This is a genomic window from Tamlana sp. I1 (genome assembly GCF_015355625.1).
Lineage (GTDB): Bacteria > Bacteroidota > Bacteroidia > Flavobacteriales > Flavobacteriaceae > Pseudotamlana.
This window is the reverse complement of sequence record NZ_JACLAF010000011.1, coordinates 133,792-154,026: the sequence shown is the minus strand read 5'-3', so window position 1 is coordinate 154,026 and position 20,235 is coordinate 133,792. Positions and strand designations below refer to the sequence as shown.

At 34.7% G+C, this 20,235-nt stretch carries 17 protein-coding genes; 11 read left to right on the top strand and 6 right to left on the bottom strand.

From position 1 onward, the window contains the following. Window position 1 precedes the first annotated feature (1 nt). From H6X70_RS11810 to H6X70_RS11770, 9 genes are all read left to right on the top strand, one after another. Window positions 2-1,252, top strand: coding sequence for a purple acid phosphatase family protein (locus tag H6X70_RS11810; RefSeq protein ID WP_194767895.1), 1,251 nt, complete (start codon window positions 2-4; stop codon window positions 1,250-1,252). A gap of 44 nt (window positions 1,253-1,296) precedes the next feature. Next, window positions 1,297-2,862 carry a sulfatase family protein gene (locus H6X70_RS11805; RefSeq protein ID WP_194767894.1) on the top strand — a complete coding sequence of 522 codons (1,566 nt, stop codon included), beginning with the start codon at window positions 1,297-1,299 and terminating at the stop codon, window positions 2,860-2,862. A gap of 2 nt (window positions 2,863-2,864) precedes the next feature. After that, a complete protein-coding gene (locus H6X70_RS11800; protein ID WP_194767893.1) occupies window positions 2,865-4,580 on the top strand; it encodes an alpha-L-fucosidase in 1,716 nt (571 codons plus the stop codon). A 31-nt stretch (window positions 4,581-4,611) separates the two neighbouring features. Further along, window positions 4,612-6,039, top strand: a complete 1,428-nt coding sequence (locus H6X70_RS11795; protein WP_194767892.1) for a sulfatase — start codon at window positions 4,612-4,614, stop codon at window positions 6,037-6,039. Window positions 6,040-6,148: 109 nt separating this feature from the next. Beyond that, window positions 6,149-7,933, top strand: coding sequence for a T9SS type A sorting domain-containing protein (locus tag H6X70_RS11790; RefSeq protein ID WP_194767891.1), 1,785 nt, complete (start codon window positions 6,149-6,151; stop codon window positions 7,931-7,933). A gap of 6 nt (window positions 7,934-7,939) precedes the next feature. After that, window positions 7,940-8,815, top strand: a complete 876-nt coding sequence (locus tag H6X70_RS11785) for a sugar phosphate isomerase/epimerase family protein (RefSeq protein WP_194767890.1) — start codon at window positions 7,940-7,942, stop codon at window positions 8,813-8,815. A gap of 182 nt (window positions 8,816-8,997) precedes the next feature. Beyond that, window positions 8,998-9,342, top strand: a complete 345-nt coding sequence (locus H6X70_RS11780) for a hypothetical protein (RefSeq protein ID WP_194767889.1) — start codon at window positions 8,998-9,000, stop codon at window positions 9,340-9,342. Between the two features lie 28 nt (window positions 9,343-9,370). Then, the gene (locus H6X70_RS11775; RefSeq protein WP_228530347.1) at window positions 9,371-10,777 is read left to right on the top strand and encodes a cellulase family glycosylhydrolase; all 1,407 of its coding nucleotides are present in this window, start codon (window positions 9,371-9,373) and stop codon (window positions 10,775-10,777) included. 11 nt (window positions 10,778-10,788) lie between these two features. Next, a complete protein-coding gene (locus H6X70_RS11770; protein ID WP_194767887.1) occupies window positions 10,789-12,213 on the top strand; it encodes a T9SS type A sorting domain-containing protein in 1,425 nt (474 codons plus the stop codon). A 168-nt stretch (window positions 12,214-12,381) separates the two neighbouring features. On the opposite strand, the gene H6X70_RS11765 is transcribed toward H6X70_RS11770, so the two are convergent. The 3 genes from H6X70_RS11765 to H6X70_RS11755 form a co-directional block, all read right to left on the bottom strand. Beyond that, window positions 12,382-12,753: a lipocalin-like domain-containing protein gene (locus tag H6X70_RS11765; protein ID WP_194767886.1), complete on the bottom strand. Its 372-nt coding sequence runs from the start codon at window positions 12,751-12,753 to the stop codon at window positions 12,382-12,384. 108 nt (window positions 12,754-12,861) lie between these two features. Further along, window positions 12,862-15,264: a DUF4982 domain-containing protein gene (locus H6X70_RS11760; protein ID WP_194767923.1), complete on the bottom strand. Its 2,403-nt coding sequence runs from the start codon at window positions 15,262-15,264 to the stop codon at window positions 12,862-12,864. A 68-nt stretch (window positions 15,265-15,332) separates the two neighbouring features. Further along, window positions 15,333-16,481, bottom strand: coding sequence for an arabinogalactan endo-beta-1,4-galactanase (locus tag H6X70_RS11755; protein ID WP_228530345.1), 1,149 nt, complete (start codon window positions 16,479-16,481; stop codon window positions 15,333-15,335). 326 nt (window positions 16,482-16,807) lie between these two features. Between H6X70_RS11755 and H6X70_RS11750 the strand changes: the two genes are divergently transcribed. Beyond that, a complete protein-coding gene (locus H6X70_RS11750; RefSeq protein WP_194767885.1) occupies window positions 16,808-17,023 on the top strand; it encodes a hypothetical protein in 216 nt (71 codons plus the stop codon). 154 nt (window positions 17,024-17,177) lie between these two features. Here the strand turns inward: H6X70_RS11750 and murA are convergent, their stop codons facing one another. The 3 genes from murA to H6X70_RS11735 all read right to left on the bottom strand — a co-directional run bounded on the left by murA (window position 17,178) and on the right by H6X70_RS11735 (window position 19,516). Beyond that, window positions 17,178-18,491 carry a UDP-N-acetylglucosamine 1-carboxyvinyltransferase gene (gene murA / locus H6X70_RS11745; RefSeq protein WP_194767884.1) on the bottom strand — a complete coding sequence of 438 codons (1,314 nt, stop codon included), beginning with the start codon at window positions 18,489-18,491 and terminating at the stop codon, window positions 17,178-17,180. A gap of 6 nt (window positions 18,492-18,497) precedes the next feature. Beyond that, window positions 18,498-19,157 carry a DUF4290 domain-containing protein gene (locus H6X70_RS11740; RefSeq protein ID WP_194767883.1) on the bottom strand — a complete coding sequence of 220 codons (660 nt, stop codon included), beginning with the start codon at window positions 19,155-19,157 and terminating at the stop codon, window positions 18,498-18,500. Between the two features lie 65 nt (window positions 19,158-19,222). After that, window positions 19,223-19,516 carry a DUF493 family protein gene (locus H6X70_RS11735; RefSeq protein WP_194767882.1) on the bottom strand — a complete coding sequence of 98 codons (294 nt, stop codon included), beginning with the start codon at window positions 19,514-19,516 and terminating at the stop codon, window positions 19,223-19,225. A gap of 179 nt (window positions 19,517-19,695) precedes the next feature. Between H6X70_RS11735 and H6X70_RS11730 the strand changes: the two genes are divergently transcribed. Then, window positions 19,696-20,235, top strand: coding sequence for an AAA family ATPase (locus H6X70_RS11730; RefSeq protein WP_194767881.1), 540 nt, complete (start codon window positions 19,696-19,698; stop codon window positions 20,233-20,235).

Below are 20,235 nucleotides of genomic sequence, written 5' to 3'. Positions count from 1 at the left end.
AATGAAACGCATTGCGCTAATTCTTGTTATTTTACTTAGTTTTTCAGCATGTAAATCTGCAAAAGAATCCCAACCGGAACTTGTAGACCTTAAGGCGGAACCTGTTTTAATTCGTCAGCCCTATTTACAAATGGTTAGACCAAACACGGTAACCATTACTTGGAAAACCAATGCCGTTACAGGACACTGTAAAGTTGTTTATAACGACCTTAACAGTTTAGAAGAAAATGAAGTCGCAGGAAAACTGGTACTGCATGAAGGTGATAAATTCAACGAGGTGGTTATTAAAAACCTAAAACCACAAACGGCGTACAACTATGCCATTTATTCCAATGGTTATTTATTAGCTAGTGGTAAAGATTATTTTTTTACTACGGCTCCAGATAACAAAAACACAGCTTTTAGTTTCTATGCCTTAGGAGATATTGGTGCCAAAGAAAAACAAAGTTTTGCCATAGAACCTGCAACCCGCATTACAGAACTAGGCATTAAACCCGATTTTGGCTTAGGTTTAGGGGATATTGTTTACCCAAAAGGCGAAAGTAAAAATTACGACAACCACTTATTTAAACCCTTTGAAAAGGTTTTTAAAAACACCCCGTTTTACCCAGTTGCAGGAAACCACGATTGGCTATCGGATCCTGAAAAAAACTTTGAAAAAGAATGGGCCTTGCCTGATAACGAACATTACTACGGTTTTTCGTATGCAAATGCCTATTTTATTGGTTTAGATTCCAGAAATGGAGGTTTTTTCGAACTAGAAAAGCAAACCAAATGGTTAAATAAAGAATTAAAAAAAGTACAAGGTAAATACGATTGGATTATAGTGTTTTTACATCACAATGGTAAAACCTGTACCTATAAAGAGAATTATCATCATGTTGAAAACCTCTACCCTATTTTTGCCAATTCTAATGTCGATTTGGTTTTAAACGGACACGCACATACTTACGAACGCTTAAAACCTTATGATGCCTCTGGAAACGTTGATAGATCTGTTACAAACCAGTCTGAATATAAAAATTTAGAAAACCGTTTTATATCCATAACCTTAGGTGCTGGTGGAAAACTAAACAAAAAATGGTTTCCAGACCCGTTTAATTTAGAGCACTGTAAAGATGGCACTATAGTAGCTCATGCTGAACACGTTGGGAGTTTTGGATTATTCGAAATTAATGGAAAGTCTTTAGTTTTTAAAGCTTATAATTCTTTTACAGGTACCGTGTTTGACAGTTTTACCATTAAAAAATAACTATTAATAAAAATAATACCATTCAAAAAAACTAATTACTACTCATGACTAAGACATTTTTTCTCATGGTATGCTTGCTTAGCTTTTCGCTTTTTAACGCGCAAACCCAGCAGCCAAATATCGTCTATATTTTAGCAGACGATATGGGTATAGGCGATGTTTCTGGTTTAAACCCTGAAGCAAAAGTAAACACGCCTAATATCGATTTATTGATAGATAACGGCATTAGTTTTACTGATGCACATACCACATCATCGGTATGTACGCCTTCTCGATATAGCATTATGACTGGCGAATACGCTTGGAGAACTCGATTAAAATCTAGAGTATTGGATGGCTATTCTAAAGCAATGATCGAGGACACAAAAGATACAGCGCCTAAACTATTACAACGAAATGGTTATGAAACTGCTATGATTGGAAAATGGCACTTGGGCTGGAATTGGGTTATTGAAGATGAGGCTAGCCTTGAAATGAACCCGAAAAACCCATATCAGTTTAATGAAGATATCAGCAAAAAAGTAGATTACAGTAAACCCTTTACAGGAGGCCCAACAAATTGCGGTTTTGATTATTTCTTCGGATTAAATGCCTCGTTAGATTTTCCGCCTTATGTATATTCAGAAAATAATAAACTCATAGTTCTCCCTACAGAAACCATGAAACCCGATGGGAAGGATAAAGATTTTCCTGATGGCCGAAAAAATGATTTAGTTGGTGGACAAAAATTAAAACGTAAAGGAGATAAAGCTCCTGGTTTTAAAGCCGAACAGGTCATGTTAGATTTAACCAATAAATCGGTAGCATACATAAATAATCACAAAAAAGACAAACCATTCTTTTTATACATTCCTTTAACTGCTCCCCATACCCCTGTTTACCCTAGAGATGAATTTTTGGGCACAAGCAAAGCTGGAATTTATGGCGATTTTATTCAGGAATTAGATTGGACGGTAGGTCAAATTGTTTCGGCTATAAAAGCTAATGGTATAGAAAACAATACCATCATTATTTTTACAGCAGATAATGGCGCATCAAAATCTTCTTTCCCTGTTGAATTTGAATCTAAATACAAACATAAACCAAGTAAAAATTTACGAGGCAGAAAAGCCACGTTACATCAAGGCGGACATACAGTTCCCTTTATTGTGCAGTGGAAAAACGTAGTGCAACCCAATTCAAAAAATAATACAACAATCTCCTTAGGCGATTTATATGCCACCTGTGCCGATATTTTGAATGTAAAAACAGATCCTAATCAAGGTGTAGACAGTTACAGCATTTTATCATTGTTGAAGGGCAAGAATGACTATAGCCGAGAAGCCTCGGTGTATAGCAATTTTGCTGGTCGTTTTTCCATTAGAAAAGGCGATTGGAAAATGGATTTAAATCCTAAAAAAGGAGGTAGTTATTTGTTCAATATTGCAAAAGATCCTTCAGAAAAAAATAATTTATTTTATGATAACGCTTACGCGGATAAAACACAAGAACTAACATCAACTTTAAACAACATCATTTTTAACGGAAGAAGCACCGAAGGAGAAAAACTAGAAAATGATGGTCCGAAAACATGGAAAGCCCTGTTTTGGATGAAAAACAAACACAACTAAGCATGATAATTAGAAGAAACTGCTTATTAGCCATTGCTATAGTATTTGCAATTTACACCAATCTATTTGCTCAAAAAGATGAAATTCAGTCTTATAAAGTAGACAAAAACGTAAAAGTCGAAAAAGCCAGTCCGGAAGCTGTAGAACGCTTTAAGGACAAACGTTTTGGGATGTTTATTCATTGGGGACCTATAAGCCAGCTAGGCAAACAACTCAGTCATTCTCGAAACAGTAAAAGTCATAAACCAGGAGGAAAACCGTATAAAATAGCAGATATCGAACCCGAAGTTTACGATGTACAATACAAAACCTTTAATCCTACAAAGTACGATCCAGACTATATTGTAGATTTAGCCAAACGTGCTGGGATGAAATATCTCGTATTTACTGCAAAACATCACGCTGGGTTTTCCATGTTCGATTCTAAAGTAACAGATTACGATATCATGAATACCCCTTATGGGAAAGATATTTTAAAAGAATTAGAACAAGCCTGTAGAAAACAAAATTTCGATTTCGGATTTTATTATTCGCCTCGAGATTGGTATAATCCTGATTGCGATTCCAAAGATCATCATGATAGATATATTACCTTCTACAAGGCTCAAATGGAAGAATTATTAAACAATTATGGTAAAATAAATGAAATTTGGTTTGATGGTTTAGGTCCTGGCGATTGGAAAAATACTTCTGCAGAAGTCATGGCAAGAATTCGTGAATTACAGCCCGATGCTATGGTAAATGACCGCGGTGGTGTTGGTGCCGATTTTTACACGCCCGAACATACGGTTAGTCAGTTTAACAACCAACAACTTTGGGAGGCTTGCCATACCACAACAAGCCAGTGGGGATACAACCCAGACACAAACGCAAAAAGCCTTAAACAATTGATGCAGATTCTGCTTTACACTTGGGGATCCGATGGCAATATGTTATTAAATATTGGTCCAATGGGCGATGGCGCTTTAAATCCTGAAGAAGTAAAACGCTTGGAACAAATTGCCGATTGGTGGGCAGTAAATGGCGAAAAAAGTATTGCAGGAAGCCGTGGTGGCCCTTACTTCCCAAGTAATTGGGGTGTTTCAACTCGAAAAGGCAACAAAGTATTTTTACATGTTTTCAATTGGCAAAAAAACGGCACATTAACCTTGCCTAATTTCCCTAATAAAACAATTAGATCGGTTTCATTATTAAATGGGAAGAAGATTGAATTATCTCAAAATACTGAAAATTATACGCTAACCATTCCAAAGCAATCTTTAGAAAGAATAGTAACTACTGTAGCCATTGAATTGAATGCCAGTGCCATGGATATGGCACCAATGTACTCTATAAAAACCTTAACACAACAAGCGACTTTAACGGCTTCACAAAACCAAGAAGCCACAAAAAATGTTATAGATGGTAACCCAACAACGGTTTGGCATGCGTCTACTAAAAAAAATAAAGACATTTGGATTCAAGCCAATTTTGAAAAACCCGAAACTATTGAAAGTTTTGTTGCTGGTCGTGGTGAAGAATGGGTAACGAAAAACAACCCTGAATTACAGATTCCCGATGGTAATGGTGGATGGAAAACGATTTATAAATGGAAACCTAAATTCGAGCCATTAAAGTACTTAAAAAACCCTGTTACAACCGATAAAATCCGTTTGAAAGTTAAAAACACGAAAGATTATTATTTGGCCGAATTTGAATTATACGCACCATTGAAGTAAAATGTCCTCAAAATCATAAACCGTTTTTAAGATGAATAGAATATTTTTTTTAGTGTCTCTTTTAGCTTTCAGTTTTTGTAACGCTCAAAAACCGAATGCCAAATCCGATAAGAAACAACCCAATATCGTTTTTATTTTGGCTGATGATTTAGGAGTAAATGCTCTAAACTGTTACGGGAATACATTAGTTGAGTCGCCCAATATTGATAAACTATATGCCGAAGGTTTACATTTTACAAATGGTTATTCCAACGACCCGACTTGTGCACCGTCGAGAGCATCCATTATGTCTGGACACTATGTACCAAGACATAAAGTATACCGTGTGGCAGATCGCTATAAAACAGATAAAAAAACATTGCAAGCCATGCGCTTTCTTCCTCCTGAAATTAACAGAGTAAAAGGTTCGGGTGCCGGATTATCTTTAGATGAAATTACTATTGCAGAAGCATTAAAAAATAACCATTACGCCACAGCAGCTTATGGCAAATGGCATTTAGGAAAAGGCGCGTTACAAATTCAAAATCAAGGGTTTGATGAAGGTTACGAAATTACAGGACATTATAATTTTAAAACGTTTCCTGAGCAAAACCAGTTAGATAACACGCCATATTCAGCCGATGTAATAACTGAAAAAACCATCAATTTTATTAAAAAAACACAATCTGAAAACAAAGCATTTTTTGCTTATGTGCCGTATTATTTGGTGCATAAACCTTTAGAACCAAAAGCTGAATATCTCAAACATTTCAAACAAAAACTAAAAGGAAACAAAGACGTTGGCCCAGATGAAATCAAGGTTTTAGCCATGATTAAAAGTCTAGATGATAGCGTTGGCCAATTATTAAAAACCTTAGAAGATTTAGGTTTAGAAGACGACACCATCATTGTTTTTACTAGCGATAATGGGCATTACAAAACAGAAAGTAATATTTTTAATCAGCCATATCGAGGCGTTAAAGGTCAGACTTTAGAAGGCGGCATTCGTGTGCCATATATTTTCAAATGGAAAAATAAAATAAAGGCAGGTTCTACTTCTGAAGCACCAATAATTCATGTGGATATTTATCCAACACTTTTGGGTTTAACCCAATCACCTAAACCAGAAAACTACGTTTTAGATGGTGAAGACTTATCGCCAATTTTATTAGGTAAAACTTCAAAAACCAATCGTGATGCGCTTATTTGGGAATACACCAATTACGCACGGTATAACGAAAAAACAAAAACTTTTGCCAGCCAATGGGTGAATGTGATTCAAATGGATGGGTATAAAATGACTGAAGCTGTAGAATCGTCGACCTATACCCTATTCAATTTAAATTCGGATCCTTATGAAACCAGAGAGGTTTCTAAAGAAAATCCGCAAGTTATTTCAAAATTAAAAAAACGTTTAGAGCTTTGGAAAACAGAAACAGGTTATGAATCTCCAAAACCAAACCCTGATTTTAAACACTAACCAAACCTCTCATTATGTGATGTTTGACGATAATTGCTACTAATCAAACAATTATTAAACCCCAAAAAAAAGAATTGCAAGTAGATTTGAAATAACTAAAACTAACTACATGAATTCTAATACTACTTTTATTTGTTTGCTACTTGCTTTTAGTCTGCAACTTCCTTTATTTGGACAAACCAACTGGTATGTAAGCATGGCTGGAGATGACACCAATTCTGGCACCAGTGCATCATCACCTTTTAAAACCTTCAGTGAAATTCAAAACAATGTTCAACCCGGAGATACCGTTTTTGTAATAGGCACCTATACCAACACGAGCTACAACCCTAATTATTCCTATTCTGGAAACACCAGCGATGCCCATCTTTGGCATTCTGAAAATACCGTAAGAATTAATAATTTAAATGGTTCTGCGGGGCAATACATCACCATTAAACCTTATGATGCCAATACCGTTTTAAAGGGAGATGGCGCAAATATTTTTAGGGTAACTAGTAGTTCTTATTTAATTATTGAAGGTTTCAATATAGAAGGCGAAGTAGATAACATTCCTTTAAGTACAGCACATGCCTTACAGTTCGCCTATCTAATTGATGATAGTTCATTGATTGGAACAGCAACAAATCCTAATGTAAATGATGTAAGATACAGAAATGAAGATGAAATCAACGACAACGATAATGTGGTTGAAGAAACGGATAACTACACCGATATTAGCAACTTAAACGTGGTAAGACCTTCTTACATTGACACTCGTGGCTTATACCTAAGTACATGCTCGAATATTATAATTAGAAACACTAAAATTCATCATACCCCTGGAGGCAGTTTACGCGTTTCGGATAGCAATTTTGTAGAAATTTTAGAAAATGAAATTTACCGTTGTTCGGCAAAATCATATTCTGGCACCCATGCATTGGTAGTAACAAAAACGGAACCTATTGGAACTTCAGATTTTAGTGTTCAAATATTAAGAAATACCATTCACCATAATTATAATGAGCAGTATTCTTGGGCACCAACAAAAACCATTATCACCCCAAGAATCGATGAAGGTAAAGGCATTTCACTTCAAAGAAACAATACAAGTGGCTGGATTAATGGTAGCGGGCGCATTTTAGTAGCTAACAACCTGTGCTATTGGAATGGCTTTAGCGGTGTACATTCAAACGATGGTTATCGCATCGATTTTATAAACAATACCTGTTATATGAATTCATATTCTAATACAGTGACCTATGCCGGACAAACGCAAAAAGGGAATAATATTGGCATTAGTGCGCAAAGCAGCAATGACATAAAAATGATTAATAATATTTCGGTAATTGATACCGATTGGGGCGGTTATGCCTTATCTGCTGGAGGAACAACGAAATTAGAAGTTTCAGACAATCTTATTTTTGGAATTAATGGTACTGTGAATGAAGATAGCGATATAAAAAACATAGCTAGTAACACCAAAATAGCAAACCCGTTGTTTGTTAATGCCGGTACTTATAATGCTAACGATTACGACTTTAGTTTGGATGCAAATTCGCCTGCCATTAGTATGGGCAATATCACTTATGCGCCAACAGATGATTACTTTGGAAGCAATAGAGACGCAAAACCAGATTTAGGCGCCATTGAATATAACGCCTCTCTATCTATAAATGAAGAAAAGTTAAATACAATCGCTATTTACCCAAATCCTTTTAGAAATGAGCTTAGCATTCGTTATAATGATTTAGATGTAAATAATCTAGCCCTTTATAATGTTTTAGGACAGAAGCAAAACTTCAATTATCAACGAAACACCAATACGGTAACTTTAGATTTAAGTCATTTACCAAACGGCATTTATCTTTTAAAAACAAGGTCTGTCACTAAAAAACTAATAAAAACAAACTAAGCATACATGAAAAAAACGCTGTATTTAATCGTTTTAATTATTAGTTTTTGGAGTTGCAAAACTTCTAAACAGGAAAACACAGGTCGTTACCCTTTTGAAAAAAGCAAGCTTGTCCCTTGGTCTATTGTAGGTTTCGATGTAAAAGAAAGAAGTCCAAAAGCCCGTATCGACATGCTGAAACATTTAGGTTTTGAGCGTTATGGCTACGGAAATAGGCCAAGACATATACCAACCATGCAGGAAGAATGGGAACTTGCTCAAGCCGAAAATGTAAAAATTGATGCGGTGTGGCTGTATTTAAACTTGGACAAAGACCAACCAAATGCATTACGAGACCAAAACGAAGCTGTTTTTAAAAACTTAAAAGCCGTTGGTTTAAAAACACAAATCTGGATAGGATTCGATCCCAAACATTTTGAAAATTTATCGGATGCTGAAGCTTTAGATGATGCTGTAAGCATGGTATCCTATTTATCTAATCGTGCATCAAAATTAGGCTGTAAAATTGCCCTTTACAATCATGGTGGTTGGGCTGGACAAACCGAAAATCAATTAAAAATTATAAAGGCACTTCCTAACGAAAATTTAGGTGTGGTTTTTAATTTTCATCATGCCCATCACGATTTAGAAAACTACCCTAAACATATAAAATTGTTAATGCCCTATTTATGGTGTGTTAATTTAAATGGCATGAAAAAAGACGGTCCGAAAATTATAACTATTGGTGATGGTAATCTTGAAAAAGAGATGATTCAGCAATTATTGGATTTAAATTACAAAGGCCCTTTTGGAATTTTAGGCCATGTAAAAGGAGGCGATCCTGAAGTGATTTTACAAGAAAATGTAGACGGATTATGGCGACTATTCCCTAAGAAAAACTGATGGTTTTAATTGAAAATTAAAAAAAACATCAAATTTAATAGCTCTAAAAAACCTCTCGTTACACCAGTAAAAATAGGGTTTTCACGATTTTCAAACCTTTTCAGACTATTATCAAACCCCATTAGAGACCTAGATTTCTAATTTTACAAAAACTAAAACGAAACTAATAAACTACAAAACAAATGAAGCAACTAAAAATCGCTACTACTCTATTCTTATTACTAACCTTTTCTGGATTCGCTCAATCGGATAAAGTCATAGAAAAGGCAAATGAAAAAGTAGAAGAAATAAACACACAAATTATTACTGGAGACCGATCGCAAGCACTTAGCGAAGCGCAAAGATTTGAAGTAAAACTTTTATTTATTAATCGCTCCAGAGAATTAGAAAATGCAAGAGAAGCAGGCACCTATGAAGCCGATAACAAAGCCATTATAAAAAAATACAGTCAGAAACTATTTAAAGAAGTGCTTACAAAAGACCAAATGAAAGCACGTAAAAAGGGTAAAGAATTACTAAGCAATTAATAGCAGCTTGCACATGAGACACTTTCCAATGTTTTTGATCGTATTTGTAATTCAATTATTGAGTTACGCACAAACTACCCCTCAAGAGATGATTGAGAAAATGGGTAGAGGCATTAACATTGGGAATGTTTTAAGTGCCCCTAAAGAAGGTAATTGGGCACCTGCATTAACCCAAACCTATGTAGAAGACGTCGCTAGTGCCGGATTTACTTCAGTACGAATCCCGATGGATTTCTTTGGAGATAGAACCACTGGAGACACGTCTGTCTATTCAAAAGCTGAAAATACTTCTGCTAATTATACAGGAACAGCTTCAGATTATGTTGTAAACCCTGCTTATTTAGACCGTATTGAAGAAGTAATCACCTGGGCTTTAAATGAAAACTTAATTGTTGTTTTAGATTTTCATGGAAATACCTTAAAAGATGAGTTTCTGCACACTTTTAGTAAGAAAAGTAAAGACGCACCTTACTATACACATCCTACATCAGCAAAAAGAGCTGCAGATAATGAGAAATTCAGAACTATTTGGTTATCAATTGCTAACAGATTTAAAGATTATTCCGTAAATTTAGTATTTGAGGTCGTAAACGAGCCATATTTTAGTCTGAGTGCTAATGAAATGGACATCTTAAATGAAGATATAATAAACATTATTAGATCTACAGGCGGCAAGAACAGTTACCGAAATATTATTATTACCGGAGGAGGCAAAAATTCATTTGAAGCACCATTACAAATTAGTGATCAGGTTTTGAATATGGATAACTATTTAATAGCAACCTTTCATTATTATTGGCCACGAGATTTTACGGCTTCTGCTAGTGAAAATCATAATGATTATGATTGGGGTACCCCTGCTGACAAAGCTGAAATTGACACCAATTTCGGAGCCGTTAAAACATGGTCTACAGACAAAAACATCCCCATTTATTTAGGTGAATTTGGCGCAGATAATGAAGGGGGATTCAATTACAATAAAAACACTTATGGTGATTTTGGAGGGCCTGAAGAAGCTTCTCGAGTTTTATATCACCAATATTTAGCTCAAAAAGCCATCGATTTAGGGTTCTCGTTTACCGCTTGGGATGCAGGACATAAATCTGGAAAAACCATCTATATTGAACCTACAAGAACTTGGGTTAAAGGTGTAAAAGATGCATTACTAGGCAATACTTTAAGCATAAAGGATAATGATAAATCGGAACTTATAAAAGTGTACCCTAATCCTTCAACAGATTATATTAACATTAAAAGTAATCAACCTATAAATTCCATTGAACTGTATACCTTAAATGGTAACTTAATTTATTCAAATCCCTCAAAAAACATTACACGCATACGATGGCCAACATTAGAACACGGTACATATATTCTTAAAGCCCAACTAACCAATGGCACACATTATTACACTAAAATTTTAATATTAAACTAAATTCGAACATCATGAAAAAAATTACATTTTTATTATTAGCAATTATCCCTTTATTTGGGTTTACTCAAAACCTTCTGTCCAATCCCACATTTGTTGATGCCACAGATTGGTCAGATAATAATGCTGGTACAGGACAAGGTATAGTATCACCTGCAGATTCACACACTGCAGATGGTTCAACTTCATACAAAATTGTTTCAAATGGATCATTTAACAGTCAAGTTAGAGGTGTGAACATTTCAGGATTAGCGGCTGGTGATTATTTATTTAGCTACTGGGTTAAAGGAGATAAAGATGTTAATACACTACCGCAAATAAGAGATAATGGAACCACTTCAAATATAAATGGAGTTAATTATACAATAATGAACGATGGGACATGGGAATATGTCGAACAAACATTCACAATTTCTGGAACAGGCACTATTAGTGCAAGAATTTTCATAAAAAACAATGTTAATGGCACTGCTATTCAAGTGGATGATGTTTCTTTAACATACGTTCCACCTGCAGGGAACGTACTTACTGTTAATGTTGTTGGAGCTGGAACTGTAGCTAGAACTTTAGACAAGCTAGGTTATGATCCTACCGATACTGAAACACTTACAGCAAATGCTTCAACTCATTGGAATTTTGATAGTTGGAGTGGTGATTTAACAGGGACAACTAACCCTGATAACATTCTAATGGATACTGACAAAACAGTGACAGCTAATTTTGTAATTAACCCTAGTTTTGATTATGCCTTTACTTTTGATACAGATAATGATTTAGAAGGCTGGACAGTAGATCCACAGGTTAGTGTGTCTTCGCATACTGGCGGACAAGTTACATTAGCACTTACAGCAAATCAATGGGCTAGATTTAATTTATTTGATTTTCCTATTCCTACCGGATCTTATAATAAAGCAACTATAATCTTAAAAAGTGAAGAAGCATCTACAGATCAATTAGCAATTACTGCCGGAACAGATGTAACCAATAACACAATGACATATCCATTAACAAGCGGTTCAAATTTTCAAACTTTTGAAATTAACTTGACTGAATTTGCTGCATGGACAGGTGATGCAAACTTTTTTAGAATTAGAGTTGCTGATTCTAACAATCCAACTGCTTCAGGTAGACCATCTGTAGATCAGAGCCTTGTTATCGATAGTGTTGTTTTTACTTTTGATCCATCTTTAAGTTCTGAATCTTTTGATACTAAAGATTTCGCTATCTACCCTAACCCTGCAAGTTCTCATGTAACTATTAAAGGTGTTCAAGCTATTTCAGAAGTTAGCATTTTTGATGTTATGGGTAAACAAGTTTTAAAAACAAAATCATTAACTAACGACCAATTAAACGTAAGTCATTTAAAAACTGGGGTTTACATTATTCGTGTTACCGATGCAAACAACTACAGTACGGTTAAAAAATTAGTTAAAAAATAATTTAATTTGGTTTGGTTGACTAAGAAAGGGGGGTCTTGTAATGAGAGCCTCTTTTTTTATGGTAAAAATTTAGCTAACACAAACTATACACCTATTTACTACATAAAAAAACACTAGCTAAAAAGATTAACTAGTGTTATAATTTAAAAGAAGCATTGTATTTAACAATTACTCATTTGCTGCTCTAACGTATTCCAAAGTCCCTAACATTCCGTTTGAAATGGTTCTTTTTTTCTTGTCGGCATAAACAACATGAAATCTAAGCGGTCCATCGTCTGTTTCAATCTCTAATTCTTTGTTGTTATCTTTAAGTTCCCATGTGCCCGAGTACTCCTCATCGCCAATCGTACTTACAAAAACGTGATCTTTATAAAAAATTTGATAAACCTCTGTTGTACCAAACTCTTCTTGTATGCTTTTTTTGTTGCCTTCGGGCGTTGTAAAACCAATTAAATGCCATTTACCAATAAGTTCCTTTTCAGTCTGTGAATAGGCACTTACCGAAATTAAAATGCAAGCTAAAAATAAGATGTGTTTCATGAGATGTTTGTTTTTAACTGTTAAACATTGTTTTAATAAGAAATTAAATAAATGTATAAATTAAAATAGCAGCTTTCACACCAAGTGCTTTAATTTTAAAAGAAATAATCAATGGGTTGCCTGCAATTTCAAACGGCCTTTTTGTAAACCTTTTCCAGAGACGAGTAATTCCATTGGTCCTGCAACCTTGGTCGACTCTACCAAAACAACTAATTTTCCACTAAACAGTTTCATCGTTGGTAAATGAAATAGTTCTAAAGACGTAGCATCGCCATTACAAGCCGCTCTAAACTTACCGTTTCCTGAAACCTTAAATTGTAATTGATTGGTTGCTGTTGGGCATGGAATTCCGTTTTTATCAACCACAGCAACTTCAACAAAAACTAAATCTTTACCATCGGCTTTTATTATTTTTCTATCTGATTTTAAAACAATTTGATACGGTTTTCCTGCTGTTTTAATTTCATTTTCAGCAACAGGATGTCCTGTTTTATCAAAAGCCACTACTTTTATACTCCCTGGTTGGTAAATAACATCCATCCACATTAATCGGTATCTGTTTTGTGGTGTAGAAGGATTCTTTTTTTGAATCCCCATACTTTTTCCGTTAACAAAAAGCTCGGCAGCATCATAGTTGGTATAGACAAAAACTGGTGTTTTTTCTCCTTCGCGTCCTTCCCAGTTCCAATGTGGCAAAATATGTAAAGTTTCCGCATCTGTATTCCAGCGACTTCTATACAAATAAAATCTATCTTTTGGCAATCCTGCTAAATCTGAGATTCCGAAATAGGAACTGCGTGATGGCCAACTATTATCATAAGGAGTTGGCTCGCCAAGATAATCAAACCCTGTCCATACAAATTCTCCAATAACCCAAGGCTTATCATCTTGTAACACAAAATCATCATCTGGAAGGTTAGACCAGCTACAGTATTCAAAATCATAAGAAGAACTTTGAAAATCTGGATAGGTTTTCATCGAAGCTTTTTCAACAGGAAATTTATAAATCCCCCTTGAACTTACTGTAGAAGCCGTTTCGGAACCCAAAATAAACCCCTGTGGAAATTTATCAAAAGCCTCTTCATATAAATGCACACGGTAATTTAATCCTGGAACATCCAATAAGGCACCAAAGCCAGACTCCATAGTTGCTTTTACCTGATCCATTCCAACAGTTACAGGGCGTGTAGGGTCTTCTCTATGAAATAAATCTTGTAACCATTTGGCGCGTTTTACACCTTCATTACCCCATTGATCTGGTACTTCGTTGCCCGAACTCCACATCACTATTGATGGATGATTTCTAGTAGCATGAACCAGATTTACTATATCTTTTTCTGCATAGGCTTCAAAAAATCGATTATATCCATTTTCTACTTTTGGTTTCGCCCATTCATCAAAACTTTCAGCTAAAAACATGAACCCCATCTCATCACATAACTGCAATTGCTCAAAAGAAGGCATGTTATGCGAACTGCGAATGGCATTACAACCCATATCTTTTAAAATAACTAATTGCCTACGTAGTGCTGCGATATTTACCGCAGTGCCTAAAGGGCCTAAATCGTGATGCAAACAAACCCCTTTAAATTTTGTGACTTCACCGTTTAAACTAAATCCCTTATTCGCTTCATATTTAATTTCTCGAATTCCAAAACGCGTGGTTACCTCATCTTTTAACACACCTTCAACAAAAAACTGTGTAACGGCCTTATATAAATAGGGATTTTCTGGACTCCATAAATTAGGATTTTTAACTTTGATGTTTTGATCAAATTCCTGACCAAATTCTAAAGTACTTTTATCTGAACCTAAAGCAGTTTCTTCTGCATTAAAAATGGTAGTTACCAAAGTGCCGTTTTCAACAGAAACTTTCGTTTTTACATTAACTTTGGCAGATTCTTTACTAATAAAAGGCGTGGTAATGAAGGTGCCCCATTGATTAATACTTTCTTTATTTTTAGTGATTAAACTTACTTTTCTATACAATCCAGCTCCAGGGTACCAACGTGAAGCAAAAGCTTTATTTGTTAATTGTACAGCCAATGTGTTTTTGCCTTTTTTAATGAATTCAGAAATATCAAAATAAAAATAACTGTATCCATAAGCCCACTCTCCTATTTTTTTTCCATTTAAAAATATTTGAGGCTCACTCATGGCTCCTTCAAAAAGCAAAATGACTTTTTTAGACAAATCGGATTCTGAAATATCAAATTGCGTTCTGTACCACGCTGTTCCTATGTGTGGCAAAGCGCCTGTACGTCCTGTTTTTTCTGAAGCTACTTTTTCACCATTTTGTACAATGGCTACATTCTGCTTATCAATTTCCTTATCAAATGGCCCATAGATTGCCCAATCATGAGGCACTGAAACGTTTTGCCATTTCGAATCATCAAAATTAACTTCCATAGCATTTTTGAAGTCTCCTTTTTGAAATTTCCAACCCGATTCTAAGGTTGTAATGGCTCTTGTTTGCGCTATAATTTCGTGCTTTGGAAAAAATACAGCCATTGCAAATAGCACTAAATAGCGATTTAATTTTGAACTGAAAGTCATTCTATAAACGGATTTAATCTTTATTATTTTTTTAATGAAGCATTATAAAATTGCATGCCCAAATTTACTTTATTATTAAAATCGAAAAGCGTTGCATTATCCCAATGCGACCCCTCGCCCCAAAGTGTACTACATTTGGTAGAAATCCAAGCTGGCTCCCAATACACCAAGCCCTCTCCTCCAGAGTTTTTAATAATTTCTGCTAATTTATTGAGGTAGTTTAATTGTCCTTGTTGTGTAGCGGGATAACCTGAAATAAGCGCGGTATTATCCAAAATATTATTTGCAGCATCATTATTTTCCATTGTAAAAGGATAAGCTGTTTCAACAATCATTAAGCGTTTTTTATAAGTACTTATTAGTTCTGTTAATGCAGTCCCTACATCATTTAGCTTGTACTCCGACCAAATTGGATAATAGGATAAACCGATCCAGTCAAAATCGTTTACGCCATTTGCAACAGCATCCTTAAACCACCAAAGCCCGTTTTCGGGTTGCGCAATATGAAGCATTACTTCTACTTTTTTATCTGTCTCTTTTGAAATATCGCGTACCGCCTGGATGCCTTTATTTAATAAATAAGCATTTCTATCCCAATTAATTGGCCAAACCAAATGGTCGCCCTGTAATATCATTGGATTTGTTTCATTACCCACCTGAACTATTTCAGGAAGCAATTGGGCGGTATGTAAATCCTTTAAAGTATTATATGTGTAATCGTATAATAGCTTTCCTAAAGCATCATTGTTTTCCATCTCGCTTTCCCAAGCCGCTGGAATCTTTTGTTTTTCGGGGTCTGTCCAAGAATCAGAATAATGAAAATCTAACAACACCTTCATACCATGCTGCTTTGCTCTGTATATTGATTTTTTAACATCTTCGTAATTAGAATAGTTAGTCCAAGTAGGATTATGCCACAAACGGACACGTACTAAATTAGTTCCTGCATCACTAAAAATTTTATACGGATCTTCGGCCATACCGCTATCATTTTTATAAATAGCACCGCAATCTTCCATCTCATTAACATAAGACAAATCGGCTCCATAATAAAAAGTTGTAATAGCATCTGGGACTTCTACATCTGGTTTTGAACCGGAAACATCATCAGCTCCACAAGCCGTAAAAAACAAATAAAGCGATAGGATAAACGGATAAAATAGCATCTTCATAAATGGATTTATATAATGTATTCTTAATTGACTAAATTAATCAATTTATAAAGACTTGCCTTGGACCAAATAAAAAGAAGTTATCTCGATAAACATGATAAAATAATCGAAAAACATGCGCTAAAACAGTTTAAAGAAGATCATCTTTTGGAATTTAAAAGCTATAATAACATAAAAAGTAGGTGATATCTTTTTTGAAGTGCTAAAATTTACATAATTATTCTCTATAAAAAACAAAAATATAATAGATTTTATTATATTGGCAAATTGTGAGAAGAACTTGTCTTTTTACAACCCTTAAACTGATTAAAGATTAAAAACATACTATGGAGATTATAGAACGCGCTTTAGAATTCGAACAACGCAAACACACTTTTAAAACAACCAGCGAGCGTATTGAATCATCTAGAGAAGTAAAAGACCTTATTCTAGGCTTAAATACCATTTATAAAGAAGAAAAAGATCCTGAAATCATGGATTTAATGAAACGATTAACAGTCATTAAACAAAAAATTGAAAAAAGGTTAAAAGGTAGACCTTAACCTTAAACCATAAAAAAAGCCCTTATTAAAATTTTAATAAGGGCTTTTTTTTTACCTAAAACCATCTTAACGTGGTCATTATATTTTTTTTTAAAAAGATTCGTTTAAAGCTAAGTAACTACATTTAAATTTTCATTTTTAACCTTTCGATTACTTAATCTTCAACACGCGTAATTTTCGCTCCAATGGCGCGTAAACGCTCATCAATATGTTCGTAACCACGATCTATTTGCTCTATATTCTGTATTGAAGACGTTCCTTTTGCAGAAAGTGCTGCAATTAATAAGGAAACCCCTGCGCGAATATCTGGTGATGTCATAGTGGTTGCTTTTAAAGTTGATTTAAAATCATGCCCGATAACAGTAGCACGATGCGGATCGCATAAAATAATTTTTGCACCCATATCAATCAATTTATCAACGAAGAATAAACGGCTTTCAAACATTTTTTGATGTATTAAAACACTGCCTCTAGCTTGTGTGGCTACCACCAAAATAATACTTAATAAATCTGGAGTAAATCCAGGCCATGGAGCATCAGAAATGTTTAAAATAGAACCATCTATAAAGCTTTGTATTTCATAACCGTTTGTGTGTGCTGGAATAAAAATATCGTCGCCTCGTTTTTCAACAGTAATCCCTAATTTTCTAAAAGTTGCCGGAATCACGCCTAAATCATGCCAAGACACATTGGTAATGGTTAACTCGCTTTTTGTCATGGCCGCAAGCCCAATCCAACTTCCAATTTCAATCATATCTGGAAGCATGGTATGATCGGTGCCACCTAAACTTTCAACACCATCAATGACTAATAAATTAGAGCCTACACCGCTAATTTTAGCGCCCATTCTATTCAGCATTTTACACAACTGCTGTAAATATGGCTCGCAAGCGGCATTGTATATTGTGGTTTGCCCTTCAGCTAAAACGGCAGCCATTACAATATTTGCTGTTCCTGTAACCGAAGCTTCTTCAAGCAGCATGTAAGTTCCTTTAAGTTTTTCGGCTTCAACACCATAAAACTGCTCTTCTTTACTGTATCTAAATTTGGCTCCTAAATTTATAAGACCTTCAAAATGGGTATCTAATCGACGACGACCAATTTTATCGCCTCCAGGTTTAGGAATATACCCTTTACCAAAACGCGCTAATAAAGGCCCGACAATCATGATAGACCCACGTAAACCGCGACCATCTATTTTAAATTGTTCAGACTCTAAATAGGGTAAATTAACTTCATCAGCTTGAAACGTATAAGAGCCTTTGCCAATGTTTTCTATTTTAACACCAAGTTTTTTAAGCAACTCAATTAATTTATTAACATCGACAATATTTGGAATATTATGGATGGTAATTAATTCTGGTGTTAACAAAACAGCACACAAAATTTGTAAAGCTTCGTTTTTTGCGCCTTGTGGTTGTATGCTTCCTTTTAGTTGGTGTCCGCCTTCAATTATAAATGTTCCCATGAAATACTAGTAGCGTTTTCTTTGTCGGTTATTCGAATTACTTTTCTTTTGATAGGTTTTCTTAGAGCTATTGGTATTGCCTGAAAACTTAGTTTTTGAGCGCATTAAACTTGTAGAATCTGATAAATCTTCTTCAGAATTTTTCAAGTTAATTTTTCCTCCAGAAAGCTCGTATAAATGATCGTAAATCACAGCATCTTCAACCGTATCTTTATTCCAATTTAAAAAACACTTTTTCATGTGGTTTGCAATGGTATAAGTTAAAGCTTCTTTAAGCTCGCCATCTTCCCATGTGTTTGCCACATCAATCATGGTTTTAATATTGTTTCCGTAGAAACGGTATTTTGGAAAATTCTGAGGATATTTTAAAGGCTCTGGGCGCTCTTCGTAAATTTCCTTAGTAGGAATTGGGTAAGGCGAATCGGCATCTAATTCAAAATTAGACATGATAAACATTTGATCCCAAAGTTTATGTTGAAAATCTGGAACGTCTCTTAAGTGCGGTTGCATGTTTCCCATGACAGCAATGATGCCTTTTGCGACTTTATTACGTTCTTCTTTTGATTCAAGTGATTTGGCGTAATTAATCATTTTCTGCATATGTCTTCCGTATTCGGGAATGATTAAATGCTCACGCTCTGTGTTGTATTCTAAATTATCTATCAAAATAAATGTGTAGAGTTAAATTTGTTGCAGGAAGTATTTCTGCATGCGCAAAATACAAAAAAAAACTAAAGACTTATAACACCTTCAATCTTTTCTGCCACTTCTTTATACTTTTCGATAACAGCTTCTGGAGATTTCATATTCACGTTAATAGATACGCTTGTATATTTTCCTTTTGCAGATTCTTTTGTCTCTATTACAGCGCCTAAATTATCGAAAATATCCTCTAATTTCGTAATTCTTTCTTTATCTGAAAGCACTATAAATTTATATAAGTATTCCGATGGCCAATGGGTTGTATCGTATAATTGTTCTTTTAATTTTTCGTAAAATTCTTCTGAATTCGGAGGTATGCTCATAATGTGTTTTTTCTAGTACAAATATACAATTTCATCTTTTCAATAATACAGTTTCGTATCCTGAAAAGTACCAATATATCAAAATCAATTCAAGATAATGTAATTTATAATCATGTTGATGGTCTTTCTATTTTTTTTATCGCTGTTAAATTCCGATTTTTACAGCAAATATGGATGATTTGAACTCAAAAAAGATTCTTATTACGGGTGGTCCAGGAACAGGAAAATCGACTTTAATTAACTCATTAATAAAAAAAGGTTTTACCTGCATGGAAGAAATTTCGCGTCAGGTTATTATTGAAGCCCAAGAAAAAGGCATCGATCAGCTTTTTTTAACCAATCCCCTACTTTTTAGCGATATGCTATTAAACGGGCGTTTAGAGCAATTTAAAGCTGCCGAAAACCTAAAAAATAAACCCGTTTTTTTTGACAGAGGTGTTCACGATGTTTTGGCTTATATGGATTATATAGGCGATGCTTATCCCAAAGAATTCACCGAGGCTTGTAAAAAAACAACATACGATATCGTTTTTATTTTAAAACCTTGGAAAGCTATTTACACTAGTGATAATGAGCGTTACGAGAATTTTAATCAAGCTGAAGAAATACATCAATTTCTAATTAAAACCTACACATCATACAACTATAACTTAATTGATGTGCCTTTTGATACTCCTGAAAATCGCACAAATTTCATTTTAAAAACCTGTCAGCTCTAA